Raw genomic sequence first — 17757 nt, forward strand, 5'->3', positions numbered from 1 at the left:
TTTCAGGACTAGTACCGCAAGGCGGAATTCGTAATTCGTAATTCGTAATTTGTAATGACGCTCCTGCGTCGCTAACGTAATTCATAATTAATTGTTTGCAAGGGTTTCAGACGTTTAAGATGGGTGGCTTATTTACGCCGTGCGGTACTAGCCGATTCAAAGTGTCAATCTAGGTACAATTACATCTGTTTAATTATTTTGTAGCAAATAAAAGTGGTACTCCATAATTTATAAATTGAGTATCGGAAGTAATTATAATCATCTTTTCTAGTATCGCTTGTGCTATTAAAAGCCTATCAAAAGGGTCTTTATGATGCTCAGGTAACAATGCTGCTTTAACAGCGTGGTGTTCTGTTATTGATAAAAAACTAAAATCAGTATCAATGATGGCTTGTATTAAATTATCTGGGGTTTTAAGCTGTCCTTTTTTTCTTTTTATTTCTATTTCCCAAACACTAACAGCACTAACAACTACTTTATTTGAAGAATCTGAAATTTGTTTACGAACTTCAGGCAAAAGACAAGAGTTATCTTCAAGTGACCATATTACAGCACAGGTATCAAGTAACAATTCCATTATTATTCAATACCAAATTCAGAAATAATATCACTTGATGTTTTATGAAAATCTTCTGATATTTCTACTTTTCCTTTCCAAATACCTAAAGGTCTAGGAGAGTTTTGAGTAGGAGTTAATTGTTTTACTTCACTAATTGTATAACTGATTACAGGGTTATTAACTACAGTCGATTCAGTCGTGAATGAAGTTTGAGGAATAGTTGTTTTATTCTGACTAATCCCAGAACTAATAACTTGGACTTCATCGCCACTGAAAAGAATACTTACTCTAACATTGTCTTCCTTTTTTGTAATAATAGAATCAATTATTGCTCTCAAGAATGTTAACTCTAAAAGAGCTAAAGAAGATAGTGTAGATGATATTAAACGTACTTTTTCGTTAATATACATAAATACTCTTAGTTATCAAATTAACTACAGTTAACGACTAAAAACTAAAATTCTATTCCACCACTATTTTAATCTGTCTAGTCATCAACTTAGAGCCAGGGCGAATAGAATTCGCCAGTTTAGCATTAAGTTGACACCAATGGGATGCACCCCTAACGAAGATTGTGGTTTAATCAATCACGCTATAAAATTATGAATAGCAATATTAAGAATTGTAAAACTAAATCTCAATGTCCAGCATTTCTATTGACAAAAGTAAATCTCATGTAGTTGTTATTGGTGCAGGAATCGGTGGACTGACTGCTGGGGCATTATTAGCTCATAGAGGTTACAGCGTCCTCATTCTAGACCAAGCCCTCGTACCAGGGGGCTGTGCTTCGACGTTTAAACGCCAGGGATTTACCTTTGATGTGGGTGCAACTCAGGTTGCAGGCTTAGAACCAGGGGGAATTCACCACCGCATTTTCTCAGAATTGGCAATAGATTTACCGGCAGCAACGCCTTGTGACCCGGCTTGTGCGGTATATTTACCTGGGGAAAGCACACCCATCAACGTTTGGCGCGACCAAGAGAAATGGCAAGAGGAACGACAAAAACAGTTTCCTGGTAGCGAACCGTTTTGGCAGTTGATGGCAACTTTATTTGATGCGAGTTGGGAATTCCAAGGACGCGACCCGGTGCTACCACCGCGTAATTTATGGGATTTGTGGCAGCTAGCGCAAGCGGTGCGTCCCAGTACATTAATTACCGTACCCTTCACTTTGTTTACGGTAGGAGATGCTTTACGGTTATGTGGATTAGGTAATGACCAACGATTGAGAACTTTTTTGGATTTGCAACTGAAGTTGTATTCCCAAGTCAATGCAGAAGAAACAGCACTACTTTATGCAGCGACGGCGTTGAGTGTATCCCAATTACCCCAAGGATTGTTTCATCTCCGGGGAAGTATGCAAGTATTAAGCGATCGCTTGGTACAATCCTTAGAAAGAGATGGTGGCAAGTTATTGATGCGCCACACTGTAGAACAAATCAAAGTAGAAAACGGCAAAGCCAGTGCTGTAGTAATTAGAAATCAGAAAACTGGCGAAGTCTGGACAGAAGCAGCCGACCACATAGTTGGTAACGTTACTGTGCAAAACTTGGTGCAGTTATTGGGAGAACAAGCGCCATCTGGTTATAAAAACCGTGTGGAAAAACTACCCCAAGCATCGGGTGCTTTTGTGGTGTATTTGGGTGTGGATGCCAGCGCAATTCCAACTGGGTGTCCTCCCCATCTCCAATTTCTGTACGATGCTGATGGCCCGATTGGTGAGAATAATTCCCTATTTGTTTCCGTCAGTCATCCTGGAGACGGTCGCGCACCGGAGGGGAAAGCGACAATTATTGCTTCTTCATTTGTCGATCCTACAGAGTGGTGGCAGACTGATGATTATGAAGGGCTAAAAGAAAAGTTTACCCAAGAAGCGATCGCTCGTCTAGCTCAATACTTTTATCTCAAACCAGAAACTATTCTTTATCAAGAAGCCGCCACACCCCGCACCTTTGCCCATTTCACAGGACGCGATCGCGGTATAGTCGGTGGTATTGGTCAAAGAATACCCACCTTTGGCCCCTTTGGCTTCGCAAATCGCACACCCATCCAACATCTGTGGTTAGTTGGTGACTCCACCCATCCAGGAGAAGGTACTGCTGGCGTGAGTTACTCAGCACTAACAGTAGTCAGGCAAATTGAAGCGCAAATGTAGTACTTTGTCACAACAGAATTCAGGAGTCAGGAGTCAGAATTCAGTTGGGTATTCTGTACGATTGGCGGATGAATAATATCGTGTCTGGTTAAAGACTTACAGCGAATTTTAAGGAAAGTCAAGACTGTTTTTCTTCTGACTCCTGAATTCTTCAATAAACGATTTTTCAATTATGAATTATCTCGGAGGATAATATTGGGGATTTACAACTGGAGATTGATAACCGTTTGTGGGTACAGTACCTCCCATACCGTTGGGTACAGGACTCACAACAGGAGGCTGATAAACACTCATCGGTACGGTGCCTGTTGTCCCGCTGGGTAAAGCAGGATTCACATAACCGTTTGCGGGTATAGTGCTTGTAGGACTATTGGGTGTAACAGGAATCTGGCTAAACTCTTGGTAGGCAACACGAGAAATTGAGCTAATCAATTTTTCGGCGCGAGGGTCGTTATTGGGGCGTTGTACCATGACAGCAGCTACATAGCGCTTGCCAGTTGGAACACCAATTAAACCTGCATCTGCTAACATTGTCCCGATATCGCCAGTTTTGTGGTAGACTCTCGCACCTGCCCCCAAACCCGATGGTAGCAGAGAGTCTCTCTGAGTACGACGCAAGATATCGAGCATGAGATCGCGTGATGGCATACTGACTAAATTTCCCTGACTCACAATCGCCATCAAATTCCCTAGTTCCTTGGGAGTTGTGGTGTTTGTCCCTTGCAAATCTGGAAGTTGATTGCGAATTATTGTGTCTGTCAATCCCCAACTACGGAAACGCTGGTTTAAAGCGTCTATGCCTCCGAGTCGGGTAATCAGCATATTTGTCGCTGTGTTGTCGCTGATTGTAATCATCTTGGTAGCGACTTCCAGAGCAGCGTACTGGGTTCCGGGTGACTTGTATTGCAGATTTCCCGAACCACCAGCGACCATATCCTGTTGCATGGTCAGCATTTCATCCAGGCGAATTTTCCCCGCATCCACATCCTGGAAAAAGGCAATCAGAATTGGCACTTTAATCGTGCTAGCTGCCGGAAAACTGGTAGAGCCATTGACATCTACATAATTACCTGTATCCAAATCTAATAAGAAAACTCCCGGTGTGAGATTTGGGTTGGTATCCGCCAAATTTTGCACGGCATTTTTCAAAGAGGTAATTTCTTGAGATAAATACATACTCGCAGCTGCGGCTGGGGGAGCTTGGGTGGGTTGTGGCTGCGATCGCACCACATTAGTATTAGATGGGGACGCCGATGTACTGATGCGATTAGCTGGGTCTAAAACTGACAACACCGTGCCCACAATTGCACCCATCCCAACACCCACAATCAATAACCGTAAAACATACAATACAGTTTTGGCCATTGGCTTTAACCGTGTTTTTCGCGATGAGCGCCTACCCATTTTTGGCTTTTCCATCCGCACCGTTTTCACCATCACAGCACCCGGTCGAAAGGGAGGAATTTTCCCCTTGACACTAGGCATCGGTTTTACTGCCGTTGGCATGACTAACCCCGATTTGACCCTACGTGTAGCACTAGGGGTTGGGGGAGGACTGATTTGATTTTTTGGGCGTGTTAGCGCCGCTTGTCGTCCACTGACAGTTTGCTGCTGGCTGTTGGCTTTAACTTTCTTCTGTGCCACTTTTTGAACTTTTTGTGGACGCTGGCGGCGATTTAAGGGTTGACGCCGCGAGAAAGCTGTTAGTTCGTCACTTGACTCTGACACCGTTACTCCTTGTGACCCACTTGACTGTTTTCTTGCAGACTCCTAACCCAAAACTTAATCTTTAAGCAATATTAATACTCAAATTTCATTTTGCCACTAAGTAGCATTTTTACGTTTAGTTTAAGCTATGTTAAATATTTTGGGGGGATGATTGCGTATATATTAAACGAATTATTACAAGTTTTCACCATCCCTCTGGTTTTTAAGGGCCCATTCTACCTGCTGCAAAATTCCTCGGAGCATATATACTTCCCCTGTTTTCAGGTGAGCGCGATTATACATTTGGCGAAATTTTTCCATGCGACTAGCTGCCGTATGGGGATACACATAACCAATTTTCAGTAATAGTGATTCTAATTGCTGATAATATCCTTCTACAACATCTAAGGATGCAAGTTCAGTTTGGGGTAAAGTCTGAGTGTTAGCTTGCTGGGCAGATTGTGATAATTCATAACAACAGATTGCCACGGCGGTAGCCAAATTTAGGGCGACATAATCTTTACTTGTGGGAATGCCAACAAACCGCTGTGCATAATTTAATTCTTCATTGCTTAATCCCCGGTCTTCCCTGCCAAAAATCAGTGCTGTGGGTTTTTCTGGTTCCTCCAGTAGCCAGGGTAGGGCAGTGCGGGGATTTTCTAAGGGAGTTTCCCAACTGCGAACGCGACCAGTAGTAGCGATCGCTCTGACACATCCATGCAATGCTTCTGGTAAGGTTGCTACTAATACCGCAGATTCGATAATTTCCTGAGCGTGAACAGCCATCATCAAAGCTTCCGTCGATAGCGGATCGCATTGGGGGTTCACTAATACTAAATTACATAGCCCGAAATTTTTCATTACCCTGGCGATCGCGCCGATATTTATCGGCCCAGCTGGTTCTACCAACACAATTCTTAATCCAGCCAAGCCCATTTTTTGCCTCCTGCGATCGCACCAGATAATACTTACAGGCTAATTTTCAGCGTCGTGATTCTGCTGAAGAGTTGCCTTAAAATCATTTTAGCGATGTAAGTGAATGCCTGCGATAGAGTTGGACGGTCTCAAGAAGTGTGAGGCGTTGAAAAACATACGGAACCGTGTTTGAGACTTGGTTAGAAACTTAGGTTAATAATTGGGCGATCGCTAAAATTAAGTACCCAGAGGCGTATTAACAGGAGATAATAATAAACTCACACCACCCTTAGCTGTTGTCCCATCAACCATTACAGAGATTGTTCTGGCTTGATTTAGGTAATTCACTTCACAGGGTCGAATTTTGCAAGTTGTTCTGAACCAAACCATGAAAACATCTACCAAATTGCTCTCTCGCCTGGATTATTACTACCAGCAAATCAAAACAATCATCCTGACTCGGCAAAATCCGATTACTGGTTTATTACCTGCGAGTACAGCGATTACAGCCCACGGCGATTATACTGATGCCTGGGTGCGAGACAATGTTTACAGCATTTTGGCAGTTTGGGGTTTAGGACTTGCATACCGCAAGATTGACGACGATCAGGGACGCACCTATGAACTAGAACACAGTGTCATCAAACTGATGCGCGGGTTGTTGTTTGCGATGATGCGACAAGCTCATAAAGTAGAGACATTTAAACATACTCAGTCGCTACTAGATGGACTACACGCCAAATATAATACCGCAACTGGTGACATTGTTGTTGGTGATGACGAATGGGGACATTTGCAACTTGATGCCACATCTATATTTTTACTGATGTTGGGGCAAATGACGGCTGCGGGATTGCAAATAATTTATACCATTGATGAAGTGAATTTCGTCCAAAATTTGGTTTACTACATTGGACGAGCTTACCGCACACCAGATTATGGCATTTGGGAACGTGGGAATAAAATTAATCGTGGTAGTGCAGAGTTAAATGCCAGTTCTGTAGGCATGGCAAAAGCTGCTTTAGAAGCTATCAACGGACTAGATTTGTTTGGTGTGCGTGGTAGTCAAGCATCGGTGATTCATGTGCTACCAGATGAAATCGCCCGTGCCCGGATTACTTTAGAATCGCTATTACCGAGAGAATCTGGTTCTAAAGAAATTGATGCAGCGCTGTTGAGTATTATTAGTTATCCTGCCTTTGCAGTTGAAGATTTGGAGTTACGCGATCGCACTTTAAACGATATTATCAATAAACTCGCAGGTAAATACGGCTGCAAACGCTTCCTGCGTGATGGACACCAAACCGTTTTAGAAGATCATCAGCGCTTGCACTACGAACCGTGGGAACTCAAGCAATTTGAGCATATTGAATGCGAATGGCCGTTATTTTTCACTTATTTAGTTTTAGATGGATTATTTTGCGGCGAACAAGAACAAGTTAAAAAATACCAAGAGCTTTTAGAATCATTACTTATAGAACAAGATGGTTTGCGTTTATTGCCGGAACTTTATTATGTTCCAGCCGAAAACATCGAAGCAGAAAAGTTAGCACCTCAAACGCAACCACGTTTGCCCAATGAAAATATTCCTTTGGTGTGGGCACAGAGTTTATATTTCCTCAGCCAAATGTTAAGTGAAGGTTTACTGGCGGTTGGTGATATCGACCCTTTGGGAAGACATTTGTGTGTAGGAAAACAGCGCGAATCTTTGGTACAAATTGCTTTATTAGCAGAAGACGAAGATTTACAGACGAAACTAGAAGTTCACGGAATTGAAGCGCAAACACCTACCCAAGTAGAACCGATTCAGGTGAGAAAAGCTGGAGAGTTTTCAGCAATTTATACCCAAATTGGACGTAACGATAAACTTGGTTTAACTGGGCGGCCAGTGCGGCGACTGCGGAGTTTAACAACATCTAGAATCTTTCGGATTAGCGGTGAAACAATTGTATTTTTGCCTTCATTTTCCGACTCTCAGCAGTTTTATCTAACTCTTGATTACCATTTTTTGCTAGATCAAATTAGAAGTGAATTAGCTTACATTCAAAAATATTGGAGCGATTTAGGGCGTCCTACCTTGACTTTAATGTTGACGCACACCATGTTAGAAAGTGGTTCTGAGGCATTACTAGAACTGATGCAAGAACTGAAAGATGGTGTTTGTAACGGTGTACGAGTAAAATTAGGGCGGCTAAATCAGCTAATGTTAACAGCTGGAATCCAAAGAATTGATTTTCTTCCCAATGCAGAATTCTCGCGATCGCCAGTGAAAAATGCTAGCCCACGTTGCTATTATCTAGCTTATCATCCTGAGAAAAACTGGCGCTTAGGACATACCCAAGAATTTCAAATGGAGTATGAAACCAACTTTGGGTTATTACTTTCTTCTTTGCGCTCATCAGAGAACATCTACGAGCAAATTGAGTTATTGCAAACTTTAACTCGCTTACAGGGAATGGAATTTGATACAGGGTACGGTGGCCCAGGATATCGCGTCACCGTAGGCGATTTGCTAGATGAAGTTTACACCAAAGCTGGAGATTTAGGTATTTGGGCAGTGGTACGTCGGGCTGCTGGGTTACGCCAAATGGTTGATATCAGCCTATCAGATGCAGTAACGAGTATTTTGGTACGGGGTAAGCAAATTGCTGTGGGTAAAGCTTACAGTGAAGCGTCCTTGATTAGCGTACCCATGTCTCACGATGAGATTGCCGATAAAATTAACCATTTTTGTCGTGAAGATATCCGCGATCGCGTCCTCACTCAAGAGATTTTAATCTATCTTGGTATCTTAATTCGCTCAGAACCCGAACTATTCCAAGGACTACTAACGCTGAGAGTCGGCTATCTGATCTTATTAATAACCAGCGAACTAGCGCGGGAATTACACGTTACTCAAGATGAAGCTTACGATTACTTAATGCAACTTTCACCCTTTGAAGTGAAAATGCGCTTGCGTCAGGTATTAACTGGATATACTGGCATGAGTAACCTGTTGCGCCAGCAAGAATCACTGCACGTCAAACAAAAAGAAAGTGATATTGCTTGGGTGGTATTACCAGGAATCGCCGAAGGAATAGAAGTCCCGCCTGGTGGTTGGCGACGCTTTCGCCAAGCTGAAGGTGCGACGGGGCGAGTACCAAAAGAATTTTTTAAGCAAGTTTGGCTATTAATGCAACATTGCAAGGGTCTAGTAATTGGCGATAAACTAGAGCGCCGCAATCGCTTAGATAGTGAGATAATGCTGTCGGAAATGACAGCGGGGGAAAGAAATTTTGCGCTGTTAGTTGAGCATTTGCTGAATAAGATCGAAGCTCCAGAATACCGCCAAGTTAACATTGAAGCATTGATAGAATTAGCTGCGATCGCAGCCAATAATCCCAAGCTGCAAATCGAAGAATATATCGTCTTGGATGTGCTAATTGGCCATGCAGTGCGATTGGCTTGGCTAGAGAATCATAGTCAACGCAGCGATCGCTATGATGAGGATAAGGCGAGTGCGTGGCGATCGTTTTACAACACCTCTCCTAGAGATTGCGCTAGTTATATTTTGAAGGCGTTCAGGTTCTTGACGGAATTTGTGAAGGATTTTTAAACGTATAGGCGCTTCGCCTTCCCGCAGGGTAGGATCGCAAAGAGAAGCGCCATGCGTTAAAAAAAAATATCCCCCACCTCCGATTCCAAAAGCAGGGGTTTTATTAAAACTACTTAACAGAAACAGCATCAACATCAATAGTACTTCCACTAGAGGTAGAACCTTCACTAGTATTAGGTACTTCAGCACCCACCTCACCCTTACGAGCTTTCCAGCCCTCAATTACTAGCCCAGACACCTCACTCACTAGCAGGGTCAAAAGAAAAACATCATCAATCTGTCCCACCACAGGTATAAAATCTGGGAGAATATCAAATGGGCTGACCAAATAGACCAACGTTCCTAAAATTACCCACCAACGGTATTTGGGGTTACGAAGCACATCCCGATACCAGGCGTAAAGTGATTGGATTGAAAATTTCATATTTTGAACCTCATAGTTATCTTTAATTTTGACAAATTATGCTAAAAATCCCCGGTGCGAATAACCGCCCTAGTTTGTCTGGAAGACGCTACTTATAATTTTTCAACAGAGAAAAATAGATAGGTTGCAAGTAACTTACAAAATTTTAATATCTAAGTATACAGAAAGCTGGACACGCTCAAGAGCGATCGCTAAAGCAGATTACCGCAACCATGAAGTGAAACCTGCCAACCCATTTCTGATTCTTCGTCGTCCAGGTGACTATGCATGAAATTGCTTGATGCCAAAAATTACTTATTGGTATTGTAAATATTTTAACTTCATAAAGTTTGCAAAAAAATTTGCTGATTGCCAAGACACATAGTTAATAGCAATAGTAAAATCTACTTTAAGCTAGACGAGAATTACCTAAATTTTAGGGTAATTAACTTAGCTACTAGTGGCAAATATCAACAAATACTGAATGCTAATATTCAGTATTTCCCGGAGAGTCCTATTCCGGGTTAGGATGATGACTAGCGATGCCTTAATTTAGCTATCGATATTGAATTGTTGAAATTTTATGGGCAATAGTCCACCAGATGGCAGTATCAACCTCCTCTGAGCTGGTGAGGAAGTCTCCCAGCGCGGGGGAGACTTAGGAGACGTATTTCATGCTCACACAAGATATTCGTGATTTGCTGACTGATACTACCGATTTAAACCAGTTGAAATGGGATTTAAATCGCTTGCAACCTGTGGATGTGGGAGAATACATTACACAATTGCCTGAGAAAAAACGCGCGATCGCATTTCGTTTACTCAATAAAGCTCAGGCAATTGATGTATTTGAATATCTGCCCACAGAGGTGCAGGAAGAACTAATTAATTCTCTCCATGATGTCCAAGTAGTGCAACTTGTAGAAGCGATGAGTCCCGACGAACGGGCAGAGTTGTTTGATGAACTACCTGCTGGGGTAATCAAACGGTTATTACAAGAACTTAGTCCAGAACAAAGGCAAGCAACAGCAACGATTCTCGGCTATCCAGAAGGCACGGCTGGGCGGGTAATGACCACCGAATATGTCCGGTTGCGCCAGGGATTGACTGTCGGTGAAGCCCTGAGCAAAATCCGCCGTCAGGACGAAGACAAAGAATCGATTTACTACGCTTACGTCACCGATGATAACCGGACGCTGGTGAGAGTAGTTTCACTGCGTCAATTACTGTTTACCTTTCCCGATGTTTTCATCAAAGATATTGCTAGCGATCGCGTCATTAAGGTGACAACTGAAACCCCTCAAGAAGAAGTGGCGCGAATCATGCAGCGCTACGACTTAATCGCTATCCCCGTAGTTGACCGAGAAGACCGATTGGTAGGCATCGTCACCATTGATGATGTCATGGATATTTTGGAAGAGGAAGCCACAGAAGATATCCAAAAACTGGGGGGTGTCAGTGGTGATGAAGCAGCTTTATCTTCTCCCTTACTCACCATCCGCAACCGCTTACCTTGGCTGTTGGGCATCATGGCATTATATATTGGTGCCGCCAGTGCGATCGCCCCTTTTCAATCTGTAATCTCCGCAGTGCCAGTTCTAGCAGTCATCATGCCAATTTTTTCTAACACTGGTGGTACTGTTGGGATTCAATCATTAACGGTGACAATCCGCGGCTTGGGAGTAGGCGAGGTAACACCCAAAGATACTCTAAAAATTCTCCGCAAAGAAGTTTTAGCAGGTCTAGGCACAGCCGTAGTTTTAGCCATAACGATGATGCTACTTTCCTTAATTTGGGCGCGACCCCAAGAGCGATGGGTGGCTTTAATTGCCGGCATGGTAATGGCAACTAATACAATTGTGGCTGTTACACTCGGCACTTTACTGCCAATGGGTTTGCAGCGCTTGAAACTTGACCCTGCTTTGGTTAGTGGCCCATTAGTGACTACAATGCTAGATACAATTGGGTTTTTAACATTCCTCAGCCTAATTGCTCTAGCTTTAAACGTTTTCCATTTACCAACTTGAAGGGATTGGGAATTGGGCATGGGGTATGGGACATGGGGCATGGGGCATGGGATTTAGTAGTTCCCTTGTCCCCCTCATCTCTCCCAATCCCCAGTCCCCAGTCCCCAATCCCCAGTCCCCAGTCCCCAAATATGCCTACTAATACCTGGAATCGTCATCACGTTCTTTCCCTAGCTGACTTCACTACCGCCGAATACGATACAGTTTTGCAAACTGCTGCTAGTTTTCAAGAGGTGCTATCGCGGCGGACGAAGAAAGTACCAACCTTGCAGGGACAGGTGGTGGCGAATTTATTTTTTGAATCGTCTACCCGCACTCGCAGTAGTTTTGAACTCGCAGCCAAACGCTTAAGTGCAGATACGCTGAATTTCGCCGCAGCCACATCTTCTATGACTAAAGGAGAAACAATTCTCGACACAGCGAAGACCTATTTGGCTATGGGAACTGATATTATGGTAGTCCGCCATCGAGAGGCAGGAGTACCGAATGCGATCGCGGCTGAAATGGATCGTCTAGGTGTACGAGTTAGCGTCCTCAATGCTGGTGATGGTCAACATGAACATCCTTCCCAAGCACTGCTAGATTTATTTACCATAACTACTCTAATTGACCCAGATCATCCCCGACTAGAACTTTTAAAGGGGAAAAAGATTGCCATTGTTGGGGATATTCTCCATTCTCGTGTGGCGCGATCGAATATTTGGAGTTTAATTGCTAGTGGTGCCGAAGTGCATCTCGCAGCACCACCCACTCTCTTACCCAAGTTATTTGCCGAGTTTATCTCTGAAGAGTCAGAAGTCAGGAGTTATCCCCCCAATCCCAAACTATTTCTTCATTGGCAACTAGAACCAGCTTTGCAGAATGCCGATTTTGTGATGACTTTGCGCCTGCAAAAAGAACGGATGACGGCTCATTTACTGCCAAGTTTGCGAGAATATCATCAGCTATTTGGCATTACACGCACAAAGTTGCAATTTTGTAAACCTAACGTCAAAGTTTTGCATCCCGGCCCAGTTAACCGTGGTGTTGAAATTAGTTCTGAGTTGATGGATGACCCAGAATTTAGTCTCATTCAATCGCAAGTTACCAGTGGTGTTGCCGTTCGCATGGCGCTGCTGTATTTATTAGGTAGCGGCAAGGCTTAATTTGAAGAAGAATTCAGAAGTCAGAATTCAGGAGTCAGAATCAAGATGCTCGTTGCGCTAAAGCGTCTCCCCTTCTCCCAAAGGGAGAAGACTCGCTTGCCACCGGCGCTATCAGTCGAGGATTCAGACGCGACTCGAAAATACTCGCTACCGCTGCGCTATCGAAGACTCGCTCTAAGCGTTCGCGGTAGCGTCTCTAAGAGTTGCCATGCCGCAGGCTTTACGCTACGCTATCCGCCAGTCATACAGAAAACATTGCTGAATTCTAACTCCTGACTCCTGAATTCTGTTCGATAATCTCAGTGAATCTTACTCCTATCGGACTATCTGACGGAAGAATACCTAATCTCATAGAAATTATATGTTCTTCCGATCGCATGAGGACAAAATTCTGGAATTTTGGGACAGTGGAATCATAGAAGTTAAAAATTGAATAGCTTCTAGAAATGTTGGAGGTAAATATGAAACCAATCTTTTTGACGGCAGCAGCCTTACTCAGCACGCTATCTCTAGCTGCTCCCATTTCCGTCAAAGCAGAAAACTCCGCCCCTGTCCGCCGCTTGTTAGAAACTAGAGAATGTTTCGGATGTAATTTAACAGGAGCAAATCTTAAAGGCGCTCATCTCATAGGTGTTGACTTGAGAAACGCAAATTTAAAAGGGGCTAATCTCGAAAACGCGAACCTAGAAGGTGCTGATTTAACTGGTGCAAATTTAAAGTCTGCTAATCTCACAAATGCCTTTGTTAGTGGTACTAGCTTAAATGATGCTAATCTCACCAACGTTGATTTGAGTAATGCTCATTTATATAATACTGAAGTTGATGGCGCAGTTTTAGCCAATATTGATTTAAGCGGTGCTGATGTATTTAATACTGCCATTAGCGTCGGTGGTGAATATTAATTGATTGATACCAAAGTGATGAGTTAAGAGTTATGTTCAACTCCTAACCCTGCACTTGTTAAGTTTTACTCACCAGTAATTGACAGTTCATTAACCCAGATTTTCGGACAAACTCCTCCTGGCGTTAACTCTGGCTCTTTTTCTACATAAATAATTGACTTCAGGAGTTCTAAGAAATCGCCAGCAACAGTTGCAGACTCAATACTCGTCCTCACACCCTTGTTAACTAGCCAACCATCAAACGGCAAAGAGAAGGAACCTTGCAAGGATTTAACTCCAGCATGGAGGGCTTGCAAATCATCGATAAGAATCACATTTTCAGCCGTTTCTAAGCTAAACTCCTGCTCAGGAGTTGCTGTTGAAAAAACATGATAAAAATTGGGACTGACGCTGACTTTTGCCCCAATACTAGCATTACCCGTTGGCTGGGCATTTAACCTCTTAGCAGTACCGGCACTATGAAGAAATCCTGTTAAAACGCCATTTTCAATTAGCGAAATTTGACGAGTCGGAGTTCCTTCACCATCAAAAGTTTCTGCACCTACGTTAGCTGGGTGCAAGGCATCATCATAAACTGAAATTAGAGGGGAAGCAATTTGCTTACCTAAATCATCAGGAGTAGATAGACTTTGATTGTCTAAAATACTTTGAGCATTGAACAAGTTAGAAAAAGCACCCAATAGACTTAAGAAAGCTTCAGCTGAAAAAACAACTCGATATTTACCAGTTTTGATTTTTTCATAATTCAAATGGCTGATAGTTTTATCGGCGGTTTCTTTGATGCAACCATTAATATCTAGATTATCTAAACTCTGGTTGATTCTAAAAGCTCCTGCACTACGCGGTTTTTTCCCTTCTTCCTCAGTTTTACTGTAAAGATAAACTGATGCTAAGGAGTGAGATTCAGTTCTCACCGCACCGTCACTATTGAGATAAAATCTGTCAATATCTCTTTGTGACAAACCGTTATAAGGTACGCCTTTAATTGCTGGATGAGCCGCCAGTAATTCTTTTTCAGCTACCAACAATTTTTCTATGAGTTCCGCAACAGGTGCTTGAGGTGTCTTATCTTGAGGCTTATTTGGAATAGGAATAGTAGCCTCTGGACTAAAATCAGGAACATTTTCTTTAACACCAAAAAAACTGGCTTCGTAAGCAGTTTTTAAAGCTAATTCCAGTCCCTTGGGGTCTACATCTGTGGTGCTGGTGACACCCATTGTATTATCTTCATTCCAGACACGAACAGTAACACCAGAGCGATTTGAAGCTTTGACTTGTTTTGGTTCACCTTGGTCTACTTGCACGCTAGTATCATCTACTGTTGAGCCATAAATGTCGAATTTCTTAATACCAAGTTTACCAGCATTGTCCTTGGCGGAATTTGCAATCTCATTTATATTGGGCATAGTCAATTTTGGATTTGGTATTTTAGATTTTGGATGGGAAGCGATTCTATTTTGAATATTAGATTTGGGATTTTTGATGTTATTGCTTGTATTTCTCTCGTAGAGTTCTGACTGAAGCAACACTCAAATAATTTAGGATTTTAGATTGAAGCTACGGAGCAATCAGTGAACTTGAGTATTTTGGATTTTGAATATTGTAATCCAAAATCCAAAATTTAAAATCTAAAATTCTTATCTTCCACCGACGGTAATAGAATCAACCTTGATGTGGGGTTGTCCGACTGTGGTGTAAATACTGCCACTGACGGAACCACAAAAACCTGGTGCAATTTCCAAATCTTGGGAACACATGGAAATTTTATTCATAATTTCCTTCGCTTCACCGATTAGAATTGCTCCCTTTAGTGGTTTGGTGATTTTGCCATTTTCAATCAAATAAGCTTCATCAACACTAAAGTTAAATTGGCCTGTAGCACCAACGCTACCACCACCCATTTTTTTACAGTAAATACCTTTATCAACTGAGGCAAATAATTCATCATTGCTATATTCGCCAGAATCAATATAAGTATTACGCATCCGGCTAGCAGCTGCATAGGTATAATTTTGGCGGCGTCCACTTCCAGTTCTGGGGTGTCCGGTGCGTGAGGAACCTGTTCTATCTGCCAAGAAGTTTTTCAGAACACCTTTTTCAATTAATAAGGTTCTTTGAGCAGGCATACCTTCGTCATCCATATCAATTGTTCCGAAGGCATTTTCAGAGCGCCCTTCATCCCAAGCTGTCAAACTTTCATGGGCAATTTTTTCGCCTTTTTTGTCAGCAAAGGGAGTGGTATTGCGTTCAATTTGAGTGGTTTCTAGCAAGTGTCCGCAAGCTTCGTGGAAGATTACCCCGCCAAAGTGATTGGCCATAATAATCGGGTAAGTCCCTGATTCCACGTAATCTGCGTAGAGCATTTTTCCAGCCGATTCTGCTATTTTCTCGGCGGCTTGTTGAGAATCCCAAGTTCTCAAGAAGTTGGCATCGCTAGTATTACCTGCGCGATCGCCAATTGAGCTACGATTAGCACCATCAGCACACAATAGGTTAAATCCTACTGATTGTGTGAGGCGAATATCACGAGCAAAAGTCCCATCACTAGCGGCGATTAAAACTTCTTGCCAATCCCGGAAATAGGTAGCACGGCGCGATTGGACATGGCTAGCTTTTTGCTTCAGGTGGGCAGTACCATCAAGAAGGATTTCTCCCATTTCGCGGATGGAGCTACACACTGGTAGCCATGCATCTTTGCCTCTTTTGGTGGCGTAATCTCTGAGTAATTCTAGGTTGATTTCTGGGATGAAAGCTTTCGCAGTAGGTAGTTGCAATCCTAAGATAGAAAGACCTTTTTCTAAGGCTGCTTTCAAACCGGAAAAAGAAAGGTCATTGGTGCTGACGTAGCAATCAGCTTTACCGCGAAATACTCTAACTCCCGCGCCTGTAGAGAGACTGGGTGAAATACTCGTGATGGAGTCATCTTCTGCAAGACAACTAATATAGTTGCGACGCTCTAAAAATAATTCGATGAAGTCAGCACCAGCGGCGCGTCCTAGTCCCAGGAGAGTAGCCAGAGGGGCTTCCCAGGTTTCATCGAAACGCTCTGGTGTGGAAGAATATTGGAGTGTGGGAAGTTGATTCGAGAGAAGTAGCGTACTTGTAAGCATGGATAGCCTCGTCTGCTGGCGTAATTCAGAGATTTGACTGAAAAATTCTGGTGTGTTTAGTCTAACAAATGAGTGAAAGCCAGAGTTGGCAGAAAGGCGTGTGGATTTCCCTCCAATTCAGCAACGCTTTGGAAAACTCACCCGCAGACTAGAAGTTTGGGACTATTTGAAGAAGAATTCTGTTTTGATAAACAAAGCCCGCAAAGGCGGGCTGAGATTTTGAAACTTGAGGGTGTCGGTGTAAAAACTTAGTTATCACAAAGGAAGTCATGAGCTAAGAGTGGAATGGGATAAACCCCACCTGTAGCAGAAGATAGAAACTTCTTGACGACTAACTCATATTAAATATGCAATTTTTTTGCTGTTTAGCTTAATTTAATCTAGAGTATCACTCTAAGATTTATTTACGATTTCCCATTTTCAATGGAACTCTTGCTGTTCCTTGGTCACTGAAAGTCTGACCTAAATTTGAAGTTGGCGCTGTCGATGTTAGATTTTTAAACAGGAGTTTTAAGGTTCGAGTAATAGTTTTGATAATTTTCATTTTGCTAGCAGTTGGCTTTTGGTCATATCTCAAAACCATTGGGATTTCTGCAATTTTAGGTTTGAGGACTTTAGCTTTCAGCAGTAAATCTATCATGCAAGCAAATCCACTTTCAGTAAATAGATTTTCCCCATAATACATATCTAGTTTACTGACGAAATTACGGTTATACAGTCTGTAACCACAAGTATAGTCTCTTACGCCGGGTACACGGGCGGCAATTCTAAAAAGCCAGCTGGCTCCGTAACTCATTATCTCTCTAAATTTTGATAAACCTATGACTTTAGAACCTTTTCGATATCTAGATGCGATCGCAATATCATAGCTACCAGCTATCATGGTGTCATACATCTTGATTAAGAGTTCTGGTGGTTGAGTGTTGTCGCAATCCATCGCAGCTAAAAAATCACCTTCTTTAGAGATTTCTAAGAAAGTCATGAAACCTGTTTTAATTGCTTGACCTAAACCAGCATTTTTGGGATGTTGGACTAATTTCAGTAATATGCCCAGTGATTCAGCTTCTTCTAAAGCTGTCTCGGCAGTTGCATCACTACTACCATCATCAACAAGAATCAGTTTTATCTCCATCTTAGAGATTTCCTGTAATGTCTGAAATCTTTTGAACAAGGGACGAATTGATGCTTGCTCGTTATATGCGGGTAAAAGAACAAAAAGACTCATAAGTACCTCGTGTA

Annotated in this window: 15 protein-coding genes; 6 read left to right on the forward strand and 9 right to left on the reverse strand. The window is 42.5% G+C overall.

Annotated features, from left to right (window positions below; translation table 11 throughout):
• Positions 1–193: 193 nt before the first annotated feature.
• Both RRG12_RS05280 and RRG12_RS05285 read right to left on the reverse strand, forming a co-directional pair.
• Positions 194–577 (reverse strand): type II toxin-antitoxin system VapC family toxin, encoded by a 384-nt coding sequence (locus tag RRG12_RS05280; protein WP_420758612.1) that lies wholly within the window; start codon positions 575–577, stop codon positions 194–196.
• Between the two features lie 2 nt (positions 578–579).
• The gene (locus RRG12_RS05285; protein ID WP_069070908.1) at positions 580–969 is read right to left on the reverse strand and encodes a hypothetical protein; all 390 of its coding nucleotides are present in this window, start codon (positions 967–969) and stop codon (positions 580–582) included.
• 230 nt (positions 970–1199) lie between these two features.
• Here RRG12_RS05285 and crtD point away from each other — a divergent pair, with 230 nt between their 5' ends.
• A complete protein-coding gene (gene crtD, locus RRG12_RS05290; RefSeq protein WP_420758613.1) occupies positions 1200–2714 on the forward strand; it encodes a C-3',4' desaturase CrtD in 1515 nt (504 codons plus the stop codon).
• Between the two features lie 177 nt (positions 2715–2891).
• On the opposite strand, the gene RRG12_RS05295 is transcribed toward crtD, so the two are convergent.
• From RRG12_RS05295 to RRG12_RS05305, 3 genes are all read right to left on the reverse strand, one after another.
• The gene (locus tag RRG12_RS05295) at positions 2892–4442 is read right to left on the reverse strand and encodes a serine hydrolase (protein WP_420758614.1); all 1551 of its coding nucleotides are present in this window, start codon (positions 4440–4442) and stop codon (positions 2892–2894) included.
• 174 nt (positions 4443–4616) lie between these two features.
• Positions 4617–5357 (reverse strand): RNA methyltransferase, encoded by a 741-nt coding sequence (locus tag RRG12_RS05300; RefSeq protein WP_069070905.1) that lies wholly within the window; start codon positions 5355–5357, stop codon positions 4617–4619.
• Positions 5358–5573: 216 nt separating this feature from the next.
• Positions 5574–5726 carry a hypothetical protein gene (locus RRG12_RS05305; protein ID WP_420758615.1) on the reverse strand — a complete coding sequence of 51 codons (153 nt, stop codon included), beginning with the start codon at positions 5724–5726 and terminating at the stop codon, positions 5574–5576.
• Between RRG12_RS05305 and RRG12_RS05310 the strand changes: the two genes are divergently transcribed.
• A complete protein-coding gene (locus RRG12_RS05310; protein WP_420758616.1) occupies positions 5725–8931 on the forward strand; it encodes a glycoside hydrolase family 15 protein in 3207 nt (1068 codons plus the stop codon). The genes RRG12_RS05305 and RRG12_RS05310 overlap by 2 nt on opposite strands.
• A 109-nt stretch (positions 8932–9040) precedes the next feature.
• Here RRG12_RS05310 and RRG12_RS05315 read toward each other — a convergent pair whose 3' ends face one another.
• Positions 9041–9355, reverse strand: coding sequence for a YkvA family protein (locus RRG12_RS05315; protein WP_069070903.1), 315 nt, complete (start codon positions 9353–9355; stop codon positions 9041–9043).
• Positions 9356–9479: 124 nt separating this feature from the next.
• On the opposite strand from RRG12_RS05315, the gene RRG12_RS05320 reads away from it, so the two are divergent.
• From RRG12_RS05320 to RRG12_RS05335, 4 genes are all read left to right on the forward strand, one after another.
• On the forward strand, positions 9480–9626 hold the full coding sequence (locus RRG12_RS05320; RefSeq protein WP_420758617.1) for a hypothetical protein: 147 nt from the start codon (positions 9480–9482) through the stop codon (positions 9624–9626).
• Between the two features lie 382 nt (positions 9627–10008).
• Positions 10009–11361 carry a magnesium transporter gene (gene mgtE, locus RRG12_RS05325; protein WP_069070902.1) on the forward strand — a complete coding sequence of 451 codons (1353 nt, stop codon included), beginning with the start codon at positions 10009–10011 and terminating at the stop codon, positions 11359–11361.
• 131 nt (positions 11362–11492) lie between these two features.
• Positions 11493–12506: an aspartate carbamoyltransferase catalytic subunit gene (locus tag RRG12_RS05330; protein ID WP_420758618.1), complete on the forward strand. Its 1014-nt coding sequence runs from the start codon at positions 11493–11495 to the stop codon at positions 12504–12506.
• A 461-nt stretch (positions 12507–12967) separates the two neighbouring features.
• The gene (locus RRG12_RS05335; protein WP_069070901.1) at positions 12968–13408 is read left to right on the forward strand and encodes a pentapeptide repeat-containing protein; all 441 of its coding nucleotides are present in this window, start codon (positions 12968–12970) and stop codon (positions 13406–13408) included.
• A 65-nt stretch (positions 13409–13473) separates the two neighbouring features.
• Here the strand turns inward: RRG12_RS05335 and RRG12_RS05340 are convergent, their stop codons facing one another.
• From RRG12_RS05340 to RRG12_RS05350, 3 genes are all read right to left on the reverse strand, one after another.
• On the reverse strand, positions 13474–14814 hold the full coding sequence (locus tag RRG12_RS05340) for a TldD/PmbA family protein (protein WP_420758619.1): 1341 nt from the start codon (positions 14812–14814) through the stop codon (positions 13474–13476).
• 231 nt (positions 14815–15045) lie between these two features.
• Positions 15046–16518 carry a TldD/PmbA family protein gene (locus RRG12_RS05345; protein WP_420758620.1) on the reverse strand — a complete coding sequence of 491 codons (1473 nt, stop codon included), beginning with the start codon at positions 16516–16518 and terminating at the stop codon, positions 15046–15048.
• A gap of 400 nt (positions 16519–16918) precedes the next feature.
• Positions 16919–17743 (reverse strand): glycosyltransferase family 2 protein, encoded by an 825-nt coding sequence (locus tag RRG12_RS05350; protein ID WP_069070899.1) that lies wholly within the window; start codon positions 17741–17743, stop codon positions 16919–16921.
• Between the last annotated feature and the right edge of the window lie 14 nt (positions 17744–17757).

It is taken from the genome of Nostoc sp. CALU 546 (genome assembly GCF_048836525.1).

Bases quoted from the DNA above. Each gene is read 5' to 3' on its own strand.
- RRG12_RS05315 (WP_069070903.1), bottom strand. From the start codon at position 9,355: ATGAAATTTTCAATCCAATCACTTTACGCCTGGTATCGGGATGTGCTT.
- RRG12_RS05305 (WP_420758615.1), bottom strand. From the start codon at position 5,726: ATGGTTTGGTTCAGAACAACTTGCAAAATTCGACCCTGTGAAGTGAAT.
- RRG12_RS05310 (WP_420758616.1), top strand. From the start codon at position 5,725: ATGAAAACATCTACCAAATTGCTCTCTCGCCTGGATTATTACTACCAG.
- RRG12_RS05350 (WP_069070899.1), bottom strand. From the start codon at position 17,743: ATGAGTCTTTTTGTTCTTTTACCCGCATATAACGAGCAAGCATCAATT.
- RRG12_RS05335 (WP_069070901.1), top strand. From the start codon at position 12,968: ATGAAACCAATCTTTTTGACGGCAGCAGCCTTACTCAGCACGCTATCT.
- crtD (WP_420758613.1), top strand. From the start codon at position 1,200: ATGTCCAGCATTTCTATTGACAAAAGTAAATCTCATGTAGTTGTTATT.
- RRG12_RS05285 (WP_069070908.1), bottom strand. From the start codon at position 969: ATGTATATTAACGAAAAAGTACGTTTAATATCATCTACACTATCTTCT.
- RRG12_RS05330 (WP_420758618.1), top strand. From the start codon at position 11,493: ATGCCTACTAATACCTGGAATCGTCATCACGTTCTTTCCCTAGCTGAC.
- RRG12_RS05300 (WP_069070905.1), bottom strand. From the start codon at position 5,357: ATGGGCTTGGCTGGATTAAGAATTGTGTTGGTAGAACCAGCTGGGCCG.
- RRG12_RS05280 (WP_420758612.1), bottom strand. From the start codon at position 577: ATGGAATTGTTACTTGATACCTGTGCTGTAATATGGTCACTTGAAGAT.
- RRG12_RS05345 (WP_420758620.1), bottom strand. From the start codon at position 16,518: ATGCTTACAAGTACGCTACTTCTCTCGAATCAACTTCCCACACTCCAA.
- RRG12_RS05340 (WP_420758619.1), bottom strand. From the start codon at position 14,814: ATGCCCAATATAAATGAGATTGCAAATTCCGCCAAGGACAATGCTGGT.
- mgtE (WP_069070902.1), top strand. From the start codon at position 10,009: ATGCTCACACAAGATATTCGTGATTTGCTGACTGATACTACCGATTTA.